The sequence below is a fragment of the Demequina sp. NBRC 110057 genome, from assembly GCF_002090175.1.
Lineage (GTDB): Bacteria > Actinomycetota > Actinomycetes > Actinomycetales > Demequinaceae > Demequina.
Genome location: NZ_BBRN01000004.1, coordinates 645,552 through 664,304 on the forward strand (window position 1 = coordinate 645,552; position 18,753 = coordinate 664,304).

Consider the following 18,753-nt stretch of genomic DNA (forward strand, 5'->3'; position numbering starts at 1 on the left):
AACCTATACGCCATGACCGACAACGACGCGGCCAGCGCTCGGCAGTTTGCCGACGACACGCTCATGCACCACATGGGCATGTCACTCACGTCAGCCTCCGCCGCCCGCGTCGAGGGGACGATGCCCGTCGAGGGCAACCGCCAGCCGTATGGCCTGCTGCATGGGGGCGCCTCCGCGGCGCTCGCCGAGACCTTGGGCTCCATCGCGGCAAACATCCATGCGGGACCGGACCACGTCGCCGTCGGCATCGAGCTCAGCATTTCCCACCACCGCTCCGCCACGGCGGGAACGGTGACGGGGATCGCCGAGGCGGTCCATCTGGGCCGCACCGTCGCGACCTACGCGGTGCGCGTCGAGGACGAGACCGGTCGCCTGCTGGCGACCGCCCGCCTCACGTGCGCCATTCGAAAGGCGCCTGCTACGTAGGCGAAACATTCGAGGCGTACGTTGTGGCGCAATCCAACCTGGGAGGGGACCCCTTGACGAACAGAGTCGATCGTCGCGTGATTCATCGCGCGCTCGTCGTCCTCGTCGTGGCGGCCGCCGCATTCTTCCTGCTCACCGCGATGGGCTCACCAGCCCTCGCGGACACGGCGATCGCGTCATCACACGCGTCCGCCGCCGCAGGAGACGCATCGGCCACGGCGACGCAGACCATATCCATTCATGCGGAAGCGGCCGACGCGACAACCGCGCCCGGCGACAACCGCGTCATTCAGCAACTGGTCAACGGCCTCGTGTTCGGGCTGCTGCTCGCGCTCGCCTCCGTGGGCCTGTCGCTGATCTACGGCACCACCGGGCTGAGCAACTTCGCCCACGGCGAGCAGGTCTCGCTCGGCGCGCTGCTGTGCTTCTTCTTCACCACGCAGCAGCCCGTTTCGCTGCCCCTGATCCCTGTGGAGTTCACGATCGGTTGGCCGCTGGTTCCTTCCGCGATCGCGGCCGTCGCCGTCGCGGCGGGCACCGGATGGCTCCAGGACCGCTTCCTGTGGTCTCCGCTGCGCCGCCGGCGCGTGTCGATCGTGCAGCAGATGATCGTGTCCATCGGCCTGTCGCTTGCTCTCGTCAACTTCATCCAGTGGTGGTTCGGCGCCGAGCGTCAGCGCCTCACGACCAGCATCGACACGCGTCTTGACCTCGGGATGTTCTCGATCGGACAGTCCACGCTGTGGTCGCTGCTGATCTCCCTCCTGTGCCTCGGCGGCGTCGCCTTCTTCCTGATGCGCACGCGTACCGGTCGCGCGACGCGTGCCGTGTCCGACAACCCCTCGCTCGCATCCGCCTCCGGTATCCGTGTCGACAAGGTGGTGCGGCTCGTCTGGGTCCTCGCCACGGGGCTTGCCGCCGTTGGCGGCATCCTGCTCGCGCTCTACGACAACGCCGCGGCGTTCGATGTCGGCGCCCGCCTCCTGCTGCTGATGTTCGCCGCCGTCACCCTTGGTGGGCTCGGGCATCCGTTTGGCGCGCTCGTCGGATCGCTGGTCATCGGCGTCGCCGTCGAGATGTCGACCCTGTGGGTCGGCACCGACCTGAAGTATGCCGTCGCGCTCGGCATCCTCATCCTGGTCCTGCTGGTGCGACCGCAAGGAATCCTCGGTCGCGCGGAAAGGGTGGGCTGATCCATGGATATCCTGCTCGACTCCATCAACGAGATGATCGCGCCGGCGACCGCGGCTTTCGCGCTCGCAGCGATCGGCCTTAACTTCCACTTCGGGCTCACGGGCTTGCTCAACATGGGCCACGCCGGATTCATGCTCCTCGGCATGTACGGCTACGCGATCTCGACATCGCGCGGCGCGCCGATCTGGCTCGCGCTCATCATCGCGATTGTTGTCGCAGCGCTGTTTGGCCTCCTCCTCGGCTGGCCGACGCTCAAACTGCGCGGCGACTATCTCGCCATCGCCACCATCTCGGCGGCGGAACTCATCCGTTATCTGGGTCGATCGAACTCGCTCCAGTCACTCACGGGCGGCTCGACCGGCATCCGCGGAAACGACTTCAAGTTCACGTTCGAGGAACTCAGCCCCCTTCCCGACGAGAACATCACGTTCCTGTTCTGGACCAGGCACGGTTCGCTGTCCTCGTCGTGGTGGCTGGTCATCGTGTCCTGGGCCGCCGTCGCCCTGTTCGCTCTCCTCTACTGGCAGCTCGCGCGCAGCCCCTGGGGACGCGTCCTCAAGGGAATCCGCGAGGACGAGGACGCCGTCCGTGCGCTCGGCAAGAACGTCTACTCGTACAAGATGCAGGCCCTCGTCCTGGGAGGCGTCATCGGGGCCCTGGGTGGCGTCTTGTGGGCGCTCGGCAACTCCGTGCAACCGGACTCCATGGGGCGTCCGACGACGTTCTGGATCTGGACGCTCCTCCTCCTCGGAGGCGCAGCCACCGTGTTCGGACCCATCATCGGGTCAATGGTGTTCTGGATGGCACTCGTGGCCGTCAAGGGCATCGCCGGCGCCTTGATCCCGACCTCTGTCCTCTCCCCCGTCGAGATCGAGCCGTTCTCGCTCGTCCTCGTCGGTATCACGCTCATGTGCCTCGTGGTGTTCAGGCCACAGGGCATCCTCGGCAACAAGAGGGAGTTGGCCTTCAATGACTGACATGTTTGAGGGAGTCCCGCAGGAGCCGGGCGCACCCAAGCCGGACCCGATCGTCACCGCCGACAAGGTGCACCGTCACTTCGGCGGCCTCACCGCGGTGGACGTCGCACATTTCGAGGTGCAGCGCCACGCGATCACGGCCCTCATCGGCCCCAACGGCGCCGGAAAGTCGACGTTCTTCAACCTGCTGACGGGCTTTGACGAGCCGCAGACGGGCGAGTGGATGTTCAACGGACACTCCCTGGTGGGCACCTCCCCGGCGAAGATCGCGCGTGCGGGCAAGGTACGGACGTTCCAGCTCACCAAGGCGCTCAACCGCATGACGGTGATCGAGAACATGCGCCTGGGCGCCGCGCAGCAGAGCGGGGAGAACTTCTTCCGCGCCTTGGTCCCTGGCACCTGGAAGGCGCAAGAGACAGAGATCACTGACAAGGCCGAGGTGCTTCTCAAGCGCTTCAAGCTGTGGGAGAAGCGAGACGACTATGCCGGTTCCCTGTCCGGCGGACAGCGCAAGTTGCTGGAGATGGCACGCGCTCTCATGTCGGACCCCGAGATGATCATGCTCGACGAGCCCATGGCCGGCGTGAACCCCGCCCTCACCGAGTCGCTCCTCGACCACATTGTCGAGCTGAAGGACGAGGGCAAGACCATCCTGTTCGTGGAGCACGACATGCACATGGTGCGTCGGATCTCCGACTGGGTGGTCGTCATGGCCGAGGGCAAGATCATTGCCGAGGGTCCGCCTCAGACCGTGATGTCCAACCCCGCTGTGCAGGACGCGTACCTCGGCGCCCATCACGACACCGACCTCTCGGAGGACGCCTCATGAACGACGCCCCCGTCATCGTCCACGCCGACGACCTCTTCGCCGGGTATCTCCCGGGGATCGACATCCTCAACGGGTGCTCGATGGAGGTCAGGCAGGGCGAACTGATCGGCATCATCGGCCCTAACGGCGCCGGAAAGTCAACGTTCCTCAAGTCGCTGTTCGGTCTCGTGCCCATCCGCAAGGGCACGGTGAAACTCGGCACCGAGGACATCACCAACATGCGCGCGGACGAGCTCGTCAAGCGCGGCATCGGGTTTGTCCCCCAGAACAACAACGTGTTCCCGTCCCTCACCGTGATGGAGAACATGGAGATGGGGACCTATCAGAACCCCAAGTCATTCAAGGCCGCCTGGGAGCGCATCGGGGACCTGTTCCCGAAGCTCGTCGACCGCAAGAATCAGCGGGCAGGCTCCCTTTCGGGCGGCGAGCGTCAGATGGTCGCGATGGGCCGCGCGCTCATGATGGATCCCCAGGTGCTGCTGCTGGACGAGCCCTCCGCTGGCCTGTCCCCCGATCGCCAGGACGAGACCTTCGTGCGCACGCGCGAGATCAATAAGACCGGCGTGACGGTGATCATGGTCGAGCAGAACGCTCGTCGCTGCCTGCAGATCTGCCACCGCGGCTACGTGCTCGACCAGGGCACCACCGCGTACACGGCATCGGGCCAGGAGCTGCTCAAGGACCCCAAGGTCATCGAGTTGTACCTCGGCACGCTGGGGGCCTGACTCCTCACTGCTCCCCCTGCTCCCTGCGCCCCCGTCGGCTTCTCGCCGGCGGGGGCGCAGTGCTGTCCCCTGGCGATGCCGCTCCCCGCTCTCGCGCTCCCGGCCACCTGCGCGGCGACCGCCGGGCGCTACCGTCACCTTTCGCGCCCACGCCCCGCCACGCGCTGATCACCGGGCGCTGCGGCGCGCGGCGCGAGTGCGAGGACGGCCGATGACGTGGCAAGGCTTCTCGACACGGCCTGCCGTGGGCGCGGGTGCGGCCGGTACAGACGCTCCCCTGGATTGCCGGGTCCCGGGGCACACGAAAAGGGCCCCGGCCGAAGCCGGGGCCCTCTCGTCTAGCAGGCGGTGATCAACCGATCACGAGGCGGGAACCTCTCCGAAGACCTCGGACTGCCACACCGGCACGTTCTCGGCGTCGTACTTGTACACGCCCACGTACGCGGCGGACGGGTCGTTCGCGTCGTTGAACGCCTCGACACCCGACACGGCCTTGTAGTCGATCTCCTCACCCGCATCGAGCAGCTCGACACACTCGGCAAACGTCGAGCACTCGGTGCCACCGGTCGAGCCGGACACCGCAGCCATCGACGACTGGATCGAGGGACCGTCGGTACCACCCGAGTGAACCGCGGCAAGCGCGACGAGCATGGTGGCGTCGTAGGACTCGGGGCCGTACGCGAGGGAGTCGAGCGGCTCGCCGTACGCCTCCTCGAGGCGCTGAGCGAAGTCGTCCGACGCCTGGGCACCGGGGATGGTGCCCTGGGCGCCCTCGAGGGCGGCGGGGTCGAAGTCGGCAGAGAAGTCCGCCGTGTTGCCGTCCACCATGTACAGCGTGGTGGGGTCGAGGTCGGCCGCGAGCAGCTCGGGGATGATCTGCTTGGTCTGGTCGAAGGCGATCAGCACCAGGGCGTCGGGGTTGGTTCCCATCACTGCCTCCACCTCGGCGGTGAAGTTCGTGGCGGCGGGGTCGAATTCCTCGCCGGGGTTACCGTAGGTGATCGTGCCGCCACCCTCTTCGATGGTCGACTTGATCACGTCGCGCAGGCCGGTGCCGTAGTCATCGTTGAACACCAGGATGCCCACGTTCGTGTGGCCATCCTCGAGGATGAGGTTGGCGAGCGCGTTGCCCTGGACGGAGTCCGGCGGCGCGGTACGGAAGAAGAAGTCGGAGTAGCCCGACAGCGCCGTCGCGGTGTTGGCCGGCGACACCTGAACCACCTCGGACGCCACGACGTCGTCGACAAAGTTCAACGTCACGGACGAGGAAGCGGCGCCGATGATCGCGGACACGCCGTCCGAGATCAGCTTGGAGGCCGACTGCGGCGCGATGTTGGCCTGGGTAGTGTCGGACGAGTCCTCGTGCTCCACGGTGACATCGTTACCGAGCACGCCGCCCGCCTCGTTGATCTCCTGGATCGCGAGGTCGACACCGGCAACCTCGGGCGGGCCGAGGAAGGCCAGCGAGCCGGTCAGGGGCAGCACCGTGCCGATCTTCAGGGCGTCGGTCGAACCGGAACCCTCGGAGCCACCCTCCGAACCGGACGCCTCAGGGTCCGAGTCCGTCGAGCAGGCCGCAAGGGCCAGCGAGGCGGCGGCCGCAAAGGCCGCGCCGCGCGCGATGGTGTTCCATCGTGCCATGTTGTGTTCCCTCCACACTGACTGGGGAGTCAGCCTCCCGCCCCAGGGACGGTCCCTGGCGGCGTTGGGGCCACGTTACCGACCATTCATTTCTTGTGGGGGTCCTGATCATCACGATTCTGTGACCTGGTAGAAACGCAAAAGGCGCGCATCGGGCGAACCGATACGCGCCTTGCGTAAGGCAGCGGCTACTTGCCGCCCATCTGCTCGATGACGGCCTCCGCGACCTCCTTCATCGTGAGGCGGCGGTCCATCGACGTCTTCTGGATCCAGCGGAACGACTCGGGCTCGTTGAGCTTCATCTTTTCCATCAGCAGGCCCTTGGCGCGCTCGACTTTCTTGCGGGTCTCCATGCGCTCGGTGATGTCGGCAATCTCCGACTCCAGCGCACGGATCTCGGTGAAGCGCGACGCGGCGATCTCCACGGCGGGAAGCAGGTCGGCGGGGGTGAAGGGCTTCACGACGTACGCCATCGCGCCGGCGTCGCGCGCGCGCTCGACGAGTTCGGTCTGAGAGAACGCGGTCAGCAGAACCACGGGCGCGAGGCGCTCACGAGCGATGAGTTCGGCGGCGGTGATGCCATCCATCACGGGCATCTTGATGTCCATCACGACCACGTCAGGCTTGTGCTCCTGCGCGAGGGCAAAGCCCTCCTCGCCGTTCGCGCCTTCGCCGACCACGTCGTAGCCACCCTCGCGGAGCGTCTCCACGATGTCCATGCGGATCAGGGCCTCGTCCTCGGCGACGACGGCACGGCGCTTCTTGCTCGCGGCGGGGGTGGTCGGCTCGGGGGTGCTATTCGTCTCGGTCACAGGCGCTAGCCTAGTCTCCGCAGGCCCCGATAGCCCAACTGGCAGAGGCATACGGCTCAAACCCGTACCAGTGTGGGTTCGAATCCCACTCGGGGCACCCGGCCGCCGCATCGGCCCTGGTCAGCCAGGGCCGATGCGGCACGGCAGCCCCGTACGGCGCTCGCCTCCTGGGATACTCGTGTGAACGAATTCTGGAGGTTCACCGATGGCACGGATCGCCGCCCGCCACATCGCTCTCGTGGCACACGACAACAAGAAGGTCGAGCTGCTCGAGTGGGCGAGTTTCAACAAGGGCTCGCTCGCCCCTCACCACCTCTACGCGACCGGCACCACCGGTACCTTGCTCGAGCACGAGCTCGGCCTGCCGGTGCACCGCTTCCTCTCAGGGCCCGTCGGCGGTGACCAGCAGATCGGCGCGAAGATCGCCGAGGGCGGCATCGACCTGCTGGTGTTCCTGTGGGACCCGCTGGAGGCCCAGCCCCACGATCCCGATGTCAAGGCGCTGCTGCGTCTGGGCGCGGTATGGAACATCCCTATGGCGTCCAATATCGCGACCGCCGACTTCCTGATCTCGTCTCCCCTGTTCAGGGAGGACTACCAGCGCGCCACGCCGACGCTTCCCGACAGGGACGCGAGGCTCTTCGCCCCCAAGAAGGACTGAGCCGCCGCATCGGCCACCGCAACAGCCACACCAACACGAGGGGCCCCGCACCAGACGGTGCGGGGCCCCTCGTGGTGGGCGCGAACTGTTAGCCGCGCACCTGACCGATCTTGTGCACGAACACCGAGTTGGTGGTGCCGGGCATGCCCACGGGCGTGCCGGACACGACCACCACGTAGTCGCCGTCCTCGACAAGGCCGTCGGCCTTGAGCGCGGCGTCGACCATGTTGACCATGTCGTCGGCCGTCTCGGCGCGGTCCACCACGCGAGCGTCGACACCCCACGACAGCGCGAGACGCTTCTGCGTCTTGGGCTCGGGGGTGAAGGCCAGCATCGGCACATTCGGGCGCAGGCGCGCCATGCGCACCGCCGAGTCACCCGACTGCGTGAAGGTCACGATGTACTTGATGTCGAGGACCTCGGCGATCTCCGCCGCCGCGTGGGTCACAGCGCCACCGCGCGTCTTGGGAGTGGTGAGGAACGGCGCGATGCGCGAGTATCCCTTTTCCTCCGTGTTGCGCACGATGCGGGCCATCGTCTCGACCGTGATGATCGGGAAGTCACCCACCGAGGTCTCGCCCGACAGCATGACCGCGTCAGTGCCATCGAGGATCGCGTTCGCGCAGTCCGAGGTCTCGGCGCGGGTCGGCACCGGCGAGTGCGTCATCGACTCAAGCACCTGGGTCGCCACGATCACGGGCTTGGCGTAGGCGCGGCAGAGCTCGATGGCGCGCTTCTGGACGAGCGGCACCTCCTCAAGGGGCAGCTCGACACCGAGGTCACCTCGGGCCACCATGATGCCGTCGAAGGCGTCGACGATCTCCTCGAGGTTGTCGACAGCCTGGGGCTTCTCCACCTTGGCGACGACGGGCACAGTGATGCCCTCCTCCGCCATGATGCGAGCGACGTCCTCGTAGTCCTTCGCGGACCGCACGAACGACAGCGCGATGAAGTCCGCGCCAATGTTGAGGCCCCAACGCAGGTCATCCTCGTCCTTCTCGGACAGCGCAGGCACGGAGACCGCGACGCCCGGAAGGTTGATGCCCTTGTTGTTGGACACGGGGCCGGGAACGACCACCTTCGTCACGACGTCGGTCCCGTCGACGATGTCGGTGACCTCAAGGCGCACCTTGCCGTCGTCGATCAGGAGCGTGTCGCCGGGCGAGCAGTCGCCCGGGAGGCCCTTGAACGTGGTGCCGCAGATGTCCTTGGTGCCCTCGACGTCGCGCGTCGTGATGGTGAACACGTCCCCCACGGCAAGGTCGTGCGGACCGTTGGCGAACTTCTCGAGACGGATCTTGGGGCCCTGCAGGTCGACGAGGACGGCGACGTTACGGCCGGCCTCCTGCGCAGCCTGACGGACGTTGTTGTACACCGCCTCGTGCTCCTCGGTCGAGCCGTGCGAGCGGTTGATGCGGGCGACGTCCATGCCCGCGTTCACCAGCTCGCGCATCCGCTCGATCGGCGCGGTGGCCGGCCCGATGGTGCAGACGATCTTTGCTTTACGCATGTTCTCCAACCTCAGTCGTATGTCAGGCGCGCATCGCTACGGTGCGCGCCGTCACAGGTGCCGGCAGCTCCGTGCCACCGGTCAGGTACTCGTCGATGGCTGCGGCGGCCGCGCGGCCCTCCGCAATGGCCCACACCACGAGGGAGGCGCCGCGTCCCGCGTCGCCCGCGACGAACACGCCGTCGCTCGAGGTGTGGAAGTCGTCCGTGCGCTCGATGCGCCCCCGGTCCGTGACGGCCACGCCGCCCTGTGCGTGCAGCTCATCCGTCTCAGGGCCCGTGAAGCCCATCGCGATGAGCACGAGGTCGGCGGGGATCTCCCGCTCCGTCCCCGGAGTGGGGGTGCGGGAGCCGTCCTCGTTGTACTGCGTGACGGCGACCTTGAGCGAGCGCACGTGGCCCGCCTCGTCGCCGACAAACTCGACGGTCGACGCGAGGTACTCGCGCTCGCCGCCCTCCTCGTGGCTCGACGACACCTCGAACACGCGAGGGTCGGTGGGCCACGGCTCGTTCTCGGGCCGGTCCACCGGCGGCTGCTGGCCGATGGCGAGGGTCGTCACCGACGCCGCCTTCTGGCGCAGGGCAGTGCCGATGCAGTCCGAGCCGGTGTCACCGCCACCGATGACGATGACGTGCTTGCCCTCGGCGGTGATCTGGTTCTCGACCACGTCGCCGGCGGCCGCCATGTTTCCCTGGTGCAGGTACGGCATGGCGTAGTGAATGCCGCCCAGCTCACGGCCGGGAAGCGGCAGGTCGCGCGGCTTGGGCGCGCCGGTCGCGACGAGCACGGCGTCGTAGCGCGCGCGCAGCTCATCCCACGTGATGTCCTCGCCGATGGTGACCGACGTGCGGAAGCGGGTGCCCTCGGCCTCCATCTGCTCGATGCGGCGGTCGATGACGACCTTCTCGAGCTTGAAGTCCGGAACCCCATAACGCAGGAGGCCGCCGAGGCGGTCGTCCTTCTCGTACACGCGCACCGTGTGCCCCGCGCGGGTGAGCTGCTGAGCCGCCGCAAGGCCGCCGGGGCCCGAGCCGACCACTGCCACCGTCTTGCCGGTCAGGCGCTGAGGCACGAACGGCTTGACGTTCCCGTCCTTGAACGCGTGGTCGATGATCTCGGCCTCGATGTTCTTGATCGTGACCGCGGGCTGGTTGATGCCGAGCACACAAGAAGTCTCGCACGGAGCAGGGCAAATGCGCCCGGTGAAGTCCGGGAAGTTGTTGGTCGCGTGCAGTCGCTCGATCGCGTCGGCCCAGTGCCCCTCGCGCACCAGGTCGTTCCACTCGGGGATGATGTTGCCCAGCGGGCAGCCCTGGTGGCAGAACGGGATGCCGCAGTCCATGCAGCGGCCGGCCTGGCGACGCAGAGTCGGCTCATCCTTGGTGAGCTCGTCCTTGACGTCCTTCCAGTCGAGCAGGCGCACCGCCACGGGGCGCGAGCTGGGAAGCTCGCGCTCGCGGTGCTTAAGGAATCCGCGCGGGTCAGCCACGGCTCGTCACCTCCAGGAACTCGGCCCATGCACCCGGGGCGTTCAGGTCGCCCCCGGTCGCGTCGAGGTCCGCGAGCACCTCGCGGACGCGTGCGTACTGGGCGGGCAGGACGCGGGTGAAGCGTCCCTTGATCTCTTCCCATCGCGCGAGCAGGTCGCGACCGCGCGGGGACTCGGTCTCGTCGACGTGGCGGGCGAGCAGCGAGTGCACGATCACCTCGTCCTCGGCGTCGAGCGGCGACAGGGTGAGCTCGCCGCTCGCGATCGCCTGAGCGTTGACGCGCTCCGGGCGCAGGTCGAGCACGTAGGCCGTGCCACCGGACATGCCTGCGCCAAGGTTGCGTCCGGTGCGGCCAAGGATGACGGCCGTGCCACCGGTCATGTACTCGAGGGCGTGGTCACCCACGCCGGCCACGACGGCGGTCGCGCCCGAGTTGCGCACCAGGAAGCGCTCGCCCACCTGGCCCCGCAGGAACAGCTCGCCGCCCGTGGCGCCGTAGCCGATCACGTTGCCGGCGATGACGTCCTTGGAGTCGTCCATCATCGATTCCCGGGCGGGGCGCACCACGATGCGTCCGCCGGAGAGGCCCTTGCCCACGTAGTCGTTGGCGTCGCCCAGGAGGCGCAGCGTGATGCCGCGCGGCACGAAGGCGCCGAAGGACTGGCCGGCCGAGCCGTGGAACGTCACGTCGATGGTGTCGTCCGGCAGCCCGGCGCCGCGGTGACGCTTCGTCACCTCGTGCCCCAGCATCGTGCCGACCGTGCGGTTGACGTTGGTGATCGGCAGGTCGATGGTGACGCTCTCGCCACGCTCGAGGGCGGGCTGCGCCTGCTCGATGAGAGTGTTGTCGAGGGCGTGCTCCAGGCCGTGGTCCTGCGTGGTCGCGCTCGTGATGGCGCGGCCGGGCTCGGGACGGGCCAGGACGGGCGCGAGGTCGAGTCCCGCGGCCTTCCAGTGGTCGATCGCCTTGCGCGCGTCGAGCGCCTCGACGTGACCCACGGCCTCCTCGATGGAGCGGAAGCCCAGCGCCGCGAGGTGCTCACGCACCTGCTGGGCGATGAACTCGAAGAAGGTGACGACGAACTCGGGCTTGCCGGTGAAGCGGCTGCGCAGCTCGGGGTTCTGGGTCGCGACGCCCACGGGGCACGTGTCCAGGTGGCACACGCGCATCATGATGCAGCCCTCGACCACCAGCGGCGCGGTGGCGAAGCCGAACTCCTCCGCGCCCAGCAGCGCGGCCACGACAACGTCGCGGCCGGTCTTCATCTGGCCGTCGACCTGGACGACGATGCGGTCGCGCAGGTCGTTCAGCACGAGTGTCTGCTGGGTGTCGGCAAGGCCGATCTCCCACGGGACGCCGGCGTGCTTGAGCGAGTTGAGCGGGCTCGCGCCGGTGCCGCCGTCCTGGCCCGAGATGAGGACCACGTCGGACTTGCACTTGGCGACGCCAGCCGCGATGGTGCCCACGCCGACCTCCGACACCAGCTTGGTGTGGATGCGCGCCGCGGGGTTCGCGTTCTTCAGGTCGTGGATCAGCTGCTTGAGATCCTCGATCGAGTAGATGTCGTGGTGCGGCGGCGGGGAGATGAGTCCCACGCCAGGGGTCGAGTGACGGGTCTCGGCCACCCAGGGGTACACCTTGTTGCCCGGCAGCTGACCACCCTCGCCGGGCTTGGCGCCCTGAGCGAGCTTGATCTGGATGTCGTCGGCGTTCACGAGGTACTCGCTCGTCACACCGAAGCGACCGGAGGCGACCTGCTTGATGGAGCTGCGACGCTCGGGGTCGTACAGGCGCTCGGGGCTCTCGCCGCCCTCGCCGGTGTTCGAGCGTCCGCCCAGGCGGTTCATCGCGATCGCGAGGGTCTCGTGAGCCTCGGCCGAGATGGAGCCGTACGACATCGCGCCGGTGTTGAAGCGCTTGACGATCTCGCTGACGGGCTCGACCTCGTCGATCGCCACGGGCTCACGCTCCGAGGAGAACTCGAGCAGGCCGCGCAGCGTCATGAGGCGCTGGGACTGGTCGTCGACGCGGTCGGTGTACTCGCGGAACACGTCGTACTGGCGCGTGCGGGTCGCGTGCTGGAGCTTGAAGACCGTGTGAGGGTCGAACAGGTGCTCCTCGCCGTCGCGGCGCCACTGGTACTCGCCACCGGTGTTGAGACGCTGGTGAGGAGGCAGGTCGCCCGAGGCGGGGTACGCATCGGCGTGCCGGCGTGCGACCTCCTCGGCGATGACGTCGAGGCCGGCGCCGTCCACCTGGCTGGGGGTTCCCGTGAAGTGACGGTTCACCAGCTCGCGCGAGAGCCCGAGGGCCTCGAACACCTGTGCACCGCGGTACGACTGGATGGTCGAGATGCCCATCTTGGACATGATCTTGAGGACGCCCTTGCCGAGCGCCTTGATGTAGTTCTTGACGGCCTTGGAGGGCTCGATGTCCCCCAGGTAGCCGCGCTCCCCCAGGTCCTCGATGGTCTCCATTGCGAGGTAGGGGTTGACCGCCGCGCAGCCGTAGCCGACGAGCAGCGCCACGTGGTGCACCTCGCGCACGTCACCGGCCTCCACGAGCAGCGAGGCCCGGGTGCGGGTGTGATTGCGCACGAGGTGGTGGTGCACGGCCGAGGTCAGCAGCAGCGACGGGATCGGCGCGAAGTCCTGGTTGGAGTCGCGGTCCGACAGCACGATGAAGGACACGCCCTCGCGGATCGCCTGGTCCACCTCGTCGAAGATGTCGGCGAGGCGGCGCTCGAGGCCGTCCTTGCCGTCGTTGACGCGGTACAGGCCACGGATCTTGCGCGCCGAGAACACACCCTTGAGACGCGGGTCGGCGTCGATGTGCAGCACCTTGGCCAGCTCATCGTTGTCGATCACCGGGAAGTCGAGCATGATCTTGCGGGCGTGCTCGGGCGTCGCAGCGAGCAGGTTCGGCTCGGGGCCGATCGCGCCCGAGATCGCCGTGACGATCTCCTCGCGGATCGCGTCGAGCGGCGGGTTCGTCACCTGCGCGAACATCTGCGTGAAGTAGTCGAAGAGCAGGCGCGGGCGGTCGGACAGCACCGCGATCGGCGTGTCGGAGCCCATGGCACCCAGCGGCTCGGCGCCCTCCTTCGCCATCGGCGCGAGGATCTTCTTCAGCTCCTCCTCCGTGTAGCCGAAGGCGCGCTGGCGGCGCTTGACCGAGGCGCGGGAGTGCACGATGTGCTCGCGCTCCGGGGCCTCGGACAGCCGCACTGCGTTGTCGGCCACCCACTGCTCGTACGGGTGCTCCGCGGCGAGGTGAGACTTGATCTCCTCGTCCTCGATGATGCGGCCGGCGGCTGTGTCGACAAGCAGCATGCGGCCCGGCTGCAGGCGGCCCTTGCGGACCACCTTCGCGGGGTCGATGTCCAGCAGGCCGGCCTCGGAACCGGCGACCACGAGGCCGTCGTCCGTGAGCCAGAAGCGTCCGGGACGCAGGCCGTTGCGGTCCAGCGTGGCGCCAATGACGGTGCCGTCGGTGAAGTGCAGTGCGGCGGGTCCGTCCCACGGCTCCATGAGGGCCGAGTGGTACTCGTAGAAGGCCCGACGGGCGGGGTCCATCTCGTCGTTGTTCTGCCACGCCTCGGGCATCATCATCAGCACGGCGTGGGGCAGCGAGCGGCCGCCCAGGTGCAGCAGCTCCAGCACCTCGTCGAAGGACGCGGTGTCGGAGGCCGATGCCGAGCACACCGGCATGAGGCCGCCGAGGTCGCCCAGGAGGTCGGACTGCAGGGTGCCCTCGCGCGCCGCCATCCAGTTGCGGTTGCCCTGGACGGTGTTGATCTCGCCGTTGTGGGCGATGCCGCGCAGGGGCTGCGCGAGCGGCCACGACGGGAACGTGTTGGTGGAGAAGCGCGAGTGCACGAGCGCGAGCTCGGAGGCGAACAGCTCGTGGGTGACGTCGGGGAACACCTGCTCCAGCTGGTACGTCGTGAGCATTCCCTTGTACGTCAGGGTGCGGCTCGACAGCGAGGCGAAGAAGGGTCCGCCGTCGCGCTCGGCGCGCTTGCGCACGCGGTAGACGCGGCGGTCGAGCTCGATGCCCGCGAGGTCGTCGGCCGCCACAAACACCTGGCGGAACACGGGCATCGCGGCGCGAGCCGACGGACCGAGCGGCTCGGGGTTGACGGGCACGTCGCGCCAGCCCAGCACGCGCACGTTCTCCGTGGCGGCGGCGCTCTCGAAGGCCTGCACCTCGGTGGCCTCGGTGCCCGGGGTGAGGAAGGCGATGCCGACGGCGTACCGCCCCGCCTCGGGAAGGTCGAAGTCGACGACGGAGCGCAGGAACGCATCGGGCACCTGCGTGAGGATGCCGGCGCCGTCGCCGGTCTCCGTCTCGGCGCCCACGGCGCCACGGTGCTCCAGGTTCTTCAGCGCCGTCAGACCAGCGTCGACGATGTCGCGGCCCGCGGTGCCGCGCAGGGTCGCCACGAAGGCGACGCCACACGCGTCATGCTCGTACGCGGGGTTGTAGAGCCCATAAGCGGGCTGCGAGGCGCCAAGAAGCGCTGCCATCACACCGTCCTTAATCGCCCACGGGGACACGTGGGCTTGCTGGTAGCGGGGCGCCGTCGGCCCGGTGAACACACGGGTGTTCAGCGTACCGCCTTGACGCCCCAGGTAAAGAATCGTCTATGAGTTGTTCTGGTCTTCGGGACGATCGTCCCCGCTCGCGGCCTCCGCAGCGGCCTCGGCCGTCTCGTCGGTGGCCTCGGCGGCGTCGGGAGCGACGCGCACGGCGAGCTGCTCACGCGGGACGTGGACCCCGCTCGCGCGCTGGCGCATGCCGAGCAGCACGAAGGCCGCGATGGCCAGCACGAGCACGCCGATCGACACCCACACGTTGATGCGGACGCCGAGGATGTGCACGGCGGTGTCGATGCGGACCATCTCGATCCACAGGCGACCTGACACGTACACGATCACGTAGAGCCAGAACACTCGCCCGCCGCGCAGGTCACGCTTGCGGTCGAGCCAGATGATGAGGAACGCCCCCACGAGGTTCCAGACCAACTCGTACAGGAAGGTCGGGTGGAACGTCGTGAACTGCTCGTAGCCCTCCGGTCGGAAGGCAGGGTCGATCTCGAGGCCCCACGGCAGGTCGGTCGGACCGCCGAAGAGCTCTTGGTTGAAGTAGTTTCCCAGACGGCCGATGGCCTGGGCGATCAGCACGCCGGGAGCGGCGGCATCGGCGAAGGCGGTGAAGCTCGCGCCGTGGCGGCGCGCGCCGATCCAGGCGCCCAGCGCTCCGAGCGCGATCGCGCCCCAGATGCCGAGGCCGCCCTCCCAGATCTTGAAGGCATCCCATGGGTTGCCGCCCTCGCCGAAGTACGGGCCGGGCGTCGATATCACGTGGTAGAGGCGTCCGCCGATGATGCCGAACGGGATGGCCCACAGCGCGATCTCGCCGACCACGTCGGGGTCGCCGCCGCGCTCGACCCACCGGCGGGTGGTGAGCCACAGGGCCACGAAGATGCCGATGATGATGCAGATCGCGTACGTGTGGATCGTGAGCGGCCCGAGCGAAAACGAGGACCACTCCACGGGAGGGCTCGGGATGGAGGCAGGGATCACGCCTCGCCCCTCACGCCGGCCGCGAGCTCGGCCACCTTGACGCGCAGCCGCTCGAGGTCGCCCTCGTCGCCGAGCGCGCGCACGAAGGCGGTGCCGACGATGACGGCGTCGGCGTAGCTGGCGATGTCCTTGGCCTGGGCGCCGGTCGAGACCCCCACGCCGATGCCGACGCGCTGGGCGCCTGCCTCGCGAGCCGCGCCGACGACGCGCTCGGCGGCGTCGCCCACCGCGGCACGCTCCCCCGTCACGCCCATGAGGGGCGTGGCGTACACGAAGCCGCGCGAGGCATCGCACGTGAGCTGCATGCGCTCACGGGTGGTGGATGGGGCGACAAGGAAGATCGTGTCGACGTCACGCTCGCGCGCGGCGGCAATCCACTCGGGAGCAGCATCAGGCGTGAGGTCGGGCGTGATGACGCCGGCTCCGCCCGCGGCGACGAGGTCGTCGGCGAAGCGGGCCCAGCCGCGGCTGAGCATGAGATTGGAGTAGGCCATGATGACCGGCACGGCGCCGGCATCGGCCACCTCAGCGACGGCGCGGAACGCGTCGTCGACGCGCACCCCACCCTCGAGGGCAACCGCGGCGGCGTGCTGGATCACGGGGCCGTCGAGCACGGGGTCCGAGTAGGGCGGGCCCACCTCGACAATGTCGCAGCCGGCCTCGACGAGGACGCGCATGGCGGCGATCGACGTGTCGACGTCGGGGTATCCCACGGGGAGGTAGCCCACGAGCGCGACCCGCCCCTCGGCCTTTGCCGCGTCGATCCGATCGGTGACGGCGCTCATGCGTCCTCCCCTGGCATCATCTCGAACCAGCGCGCGGCCTGTTCGACATCCTTGTCGCCGCGGCCCGAGAGCGTGACAAGCAGGGTGGCGTCGGGCCCCAGCTCGCGGCCCAGGCGGATCGCTCCGGCGAGGGCGTGGCTGGACTCGATGGCCGGCAGGATTCCCTCGGTACGGGTGAGGAGGCGGAACGCCTCCATCGCCTCGGCGTCGGTGACCGGCCAATACTCGGCGCGGCCGATGCTCGCGAGCCACGTGTGCTCGGGGCCAACACCGGGATAGTCCAGTCCGGCGGAGATGGAGTGGGACGGCTGAGTCTGGCCGTCCTCGTCCTGAAGGATGTACGACATCGAGCCGTGCAGGATGCCGGGCCGGCCTCCGGTCAGGGTCGCGGCGTGGCGGCCCGTCTCGACACCGTCGCCGGCGGCCTCGCAGCCGATGAGCCGCACCGACTCGTCGTCGAGGAAGGCGTCGAACGAGCCGATCGCGTTGGAGCCGCCGCCCACGCAGGCGAGCACTGCATCGGGAAGCCCGCCGAGGGCGAGCATCTGCTCGCGCGACTCCACGGAGATGACGCGCTGGAAGTCGCGCACCATCGCGGGAAACGGGTGGGGGCCGGCCGCGGTACCGAAGACGTAGTTGGTGGTCTCCACGTTGGCGACCCAGTCGCGGAACGCCTCGTTGATCGCGTCGCGCAGGGTACGGGTGCCGGTGGCCACGGGGATCACCTCGGCACCGAGCAGGCGCATGCGGGCGACGTTGAGGGCCTGGCGCTCCGTGTCCTCCTCGCCCATGTAGATCACGCACTCGAGATCCATGAGGGCGGCGGCGGTCGCCGTCGCGACGCCGTGCTGGCCCGCGCCGGTCTCGGCGATGACCCGCTTCTTGCCGATGCGCTTGGTCAGCAGCGCCTGGCCGAGCACGTTGTTGATCTTGTGCGACCCGGAGTGGTTGAGGTCCTCGCGCTTGAGGAACACGCGCGCTCCCCCGGCGTGCGCCGCGAACCGCGGCACCTCCGTGACGATCGACGGGCGTCCCGTGTAGTCGCGGGCGAGCCTGTCCAGTTCCTCCTGGAACGCGGGGTCGATGCGCGCCTTGGCGTACGCGTCCGTGAGCTCGTCGAGCGCCGCCATCAGCGCCTCGGGGACGAACCGACCTCCAAACTCGCCGAAGAACGGCCCGGGGGCCGACTGCAGCGAGCCCGTCACGGGCGAACCGCCCGCAGGGCGGGGTGCGCGCCGGCGGCGACCATGTCGGCCACGGCCTGACGCGGGTCCTTGTTCTTCACGAGGGCCTCGCCCACGAGGACGGCGTCGGCGCCCATGCGCGCGTACTCGACCACGTCGTGGCCGTCGCGAATGCCGGACTCGGCGACGCGGACGATGCCCGCGGGGATGATCGGCGCGAGTCGGGCGAAGGTGTGGCGGTCGACCTCAAGGGTCTTGAGGTTGCGGGCGTTGACGCCGATCACGCGGGCACCGGCGTCCGAGGCGCGCTGCACCTCCTCGGCGTCGTGCACCTCGACGAGGGCGGTCATGCCCAGCGAGTGCACGCGCTCCACGAGGGACTCGAGCGCCATCTGGTCGAGCGCCGCGACGATGAGGAGGACCACGTCAGCGCCGTGCGCGCGTGCCTCCCACACCTGGTACGGGGTGACGATGAAGTCCTTGCGCAGGATCGGGATGTCGACCTTCGCGCGCACCGCGTCGAGGTCCTCGAGGGAGCCGCCGAAGCGGCGCTGCTCGGTGAGCACCGAGATCACGGTCGCGCCGCCGGCCTCGTACTCCGTGGCGAGCAGCGCGGGGTCCGAGATCGAGGCAAGGTCGCCCTTGGACGGGCTCGACCGCTTCACCTCCGCGATCACCGACACCTCGGACGTCGCGAGCATGGCGCGCGCGTCGAGCGCGCCCGGCTGACGCGAGGCGCGTTCCTTCAGCTGATCCATGGTGGTCACGCCCTCGCGCACCGCGAGATCCTCGCGCACCCCCGCCACGATGCTGTCCAGCACAGTCGTCATCGCTCTCCCCTTGCCATGCGGCCCATCGTACCGGCGCGTGCCGACCCGGCTGACCCGTTCTCAGACGCGAGAGCGCTGGCAGATGTTGAGAGCGCGCACA

General features: G+C 68.6%; 15 protein-coding genes and 1 tRNA gene. 7 read left to right on the top strand and 9 right to left on the bottom strand.

What is annotated here, in order from left to right:
- The first annotated feature begins 12 nt into the window (after nt 1-12).
- The 5 genes from B7K26_RS07990 (at nt 13) to B7K26_RS08010 (ending at nt 4,151) form a co-directional block, all read left to right on the top strand.
- The gene (locus tag B7K26_RS07990) at nt 13-426 is read left to right on the top strand and encodes a PaaI family thioesterase (RefSeq protein ID WP_084078412.1); all 414 of its coding nucleotides are present in this window, start codon (nt 13-15) and stop codon (nt 424-426) included.
- A 77-nt stretch (nt 427-503) separates the two neighbouring features.
- Entirely contained in the window at nt 504-1,619 is a 1,116-nt protein-coding gene (locus tag B7K26_RS07995) for a branched-chain amino acid ABC transporter permease (protein ID WP_234998744.1), read from the top strand.
- A 3-nt stretch (nt 1,620-1,622) separates the two neighbouring features.
- Nucleotides 1,623-2,597: a branched-chain amino acid ABC transporter permease gene (locus tag B7K26_RS08000; RefSeq protein ID WP_084078414.1), complete on the top strand. Its 975-nt coding sequence runs from the start codon at nt 1,623-1,625 to the stop codon at nt 2,595-2,597.
- Entirely contained in the window at nt 2,590-3,426 is an 837-nt protein-coding gene (locus B7K26_RS08005) for an ABC transporter ATP-binding protein (protein ID WP_084078416.1), read from the top strand. Before B7K26_RS08000 ends, B7K26_RS08005 begins: the two co-directional genes overlap by 8 nt.
- Complete coding sequence (locus tag B7K26_RS08010; protein WP_084078418.1) at nt 3,423-4,151, top strand: ABC transporter ATP-binding protein; 729 nt, start codon at nt 3,423-3,425, stop codon at nt 4,149-4,151. Before B7K26_RS08005 ends, B7K26_RS08010 begins: the two co-directional genes overlap by 4 nt.
- Before the next feature lie 360 nt (nt 4,152-4,511).
- Here B7K26_RS08010 and B7K26_RS08015 read toward each other — a convergent pair whose 3' ends face one another.
- A complete protein-coding gene (locus tag B7K26_RS08015; RefSeq protein ID WP_084078420.1) occupies nt 4,512-5,792 on the bottom strand; it encodes an ABC transporter substrate-binding protein in 1,281 nt (426 codons plus the stop codon).
- Between the two features lie 188 nt (nt 5,793-5,980).
- Complete coding sequence (locus B7K26_RS08020) at nt 5,981-6,655, bottom strand: response regulator (RefSeq protein WP_084078421.1); 675 nt, start codon at nt 6,653-6,655, stop codon at nt 5,981-5,983.
- Between B7K26_RS08020 and B7K26_RS08025 the strand changes: the two genes are divergently transcribed.
- Nucleotides 6,628-6,701: transfer RNA gene (locus B7K26_RS08025), tRNA-Leu, on the top strand. The two genes, B7K26_RS08020 and B7K26_RS08025, sit on opposite strands and share 28 nt — an antisense overlap.
- Before the next feature lie 108 nt (nt 6,702-6,809).
- Nucleotides 6,810-7,265 (top strand): methylglyoxal synthase, encoded by a 456-nt coding sequence (locus B7K26_RS08030; RefSeq protein WP_084078423.1) that lies wholly within the window; start codon nt 6,810-6,812, stop codon nt 7,263-7,265.
- Between the two features lie 88 nt (nt 7,266-7,353).
- On the opposite strand, the gene pyk is transcribed toward B7K26_RS08030, so the two are convergent.
- From pyk to trpC, 7 genes are all read right to left on the bottom strand, one after another.
- Nucleotides 7,354-8,775 (bottom strand): pyruvate kinase, encoded by a 1,422-nt coding sequence (pyk, locus tag B7K26_RS08035; protein WP_084078425.1) that lies wholly within the window; start codon nt 8,773-8,775, stop codon nt 7,354-7,356.
- A gap of 22 nt (nt 8,776-8,797) precedes the next feature.
- Complete coding sequence (locus tag B7K26_RS08040; RefSeq protein ID WP_084078427.1) at nt 8,798-10,264, bottom strand: glutamate synthase subunit beta; 1,467 nt, start codon at nt 10,262-10,264, stop codon at nt 8,798-8,800.
- Nucleotides 10,257-14,795: a glutamate synthase large subunit gene (gene gltB / locus B7K26_RS08045; RefSeq protein WP_084078429.1), complete on the bottom strand. Its 4,539-nt coding sequence runs from the start codon at nt 14,793-14,795 to the stop codon at nt 10,257-10,259. Before gltB ends, B7K26_RS08040 begins: the two co-directional genes overlap by 8 nt.
- A 117-nt stretch (nt 14,796-14,912) precedes the next feature.
- The gene (lgt, locus tag B7K26_RS08050; RefSeq protein ID WP_084078431.1) at nt 14,913-15,854 is read right to left on the bottom strand and encodes a prolipoprotein diacylglyceryl transferase; all 942 of its coding nucleotides are present in this window, start codon (nt 15,852-15,854) and stop codon (nt 14,913-14,915) included.
- Complete coding sequence (gene trpA / locus B7K26_RS08055) at nt 15,851-16,639, bottom strand: tryptophan synthase subunit alpha (RefSeq protein ID WP_084078433.1); 789 nt, start codon at nt 16,637-16,639, stop codon at nt 15,851-15,853. Before trpA ends, lgt begins: the two co-directional genes overlap by 4 nt.
- A complete protein-coding gene (trpB, locus tag B7K26_RS08060) occupies nt 16,636-17,844 on the bottom strand; it encodes a tryptophan synthase subunit beta (RefSeq protein ID WP_143340569.1) in 1,209 nt (402 codons plus the stop codon). Before trpB ends, trpA begins: the two co-directional genes overlap by 4 nt.
- A complete protein-coding gene (gene trpC / locus B7K26_RS08065; protein WP_084078435.1) occupies nt 17,841-18,653 on the bottom strand; it encodes an indole-3-glycerol phosphate synthase TrpC in 813 nt (270 codons plus the stop codon). Before trpC ends, trpB begins: the two co-directional genes overlap by 4 nt.
- Nucleotides 18,654-18,753 lie beyond the last annotated feature (100 nt).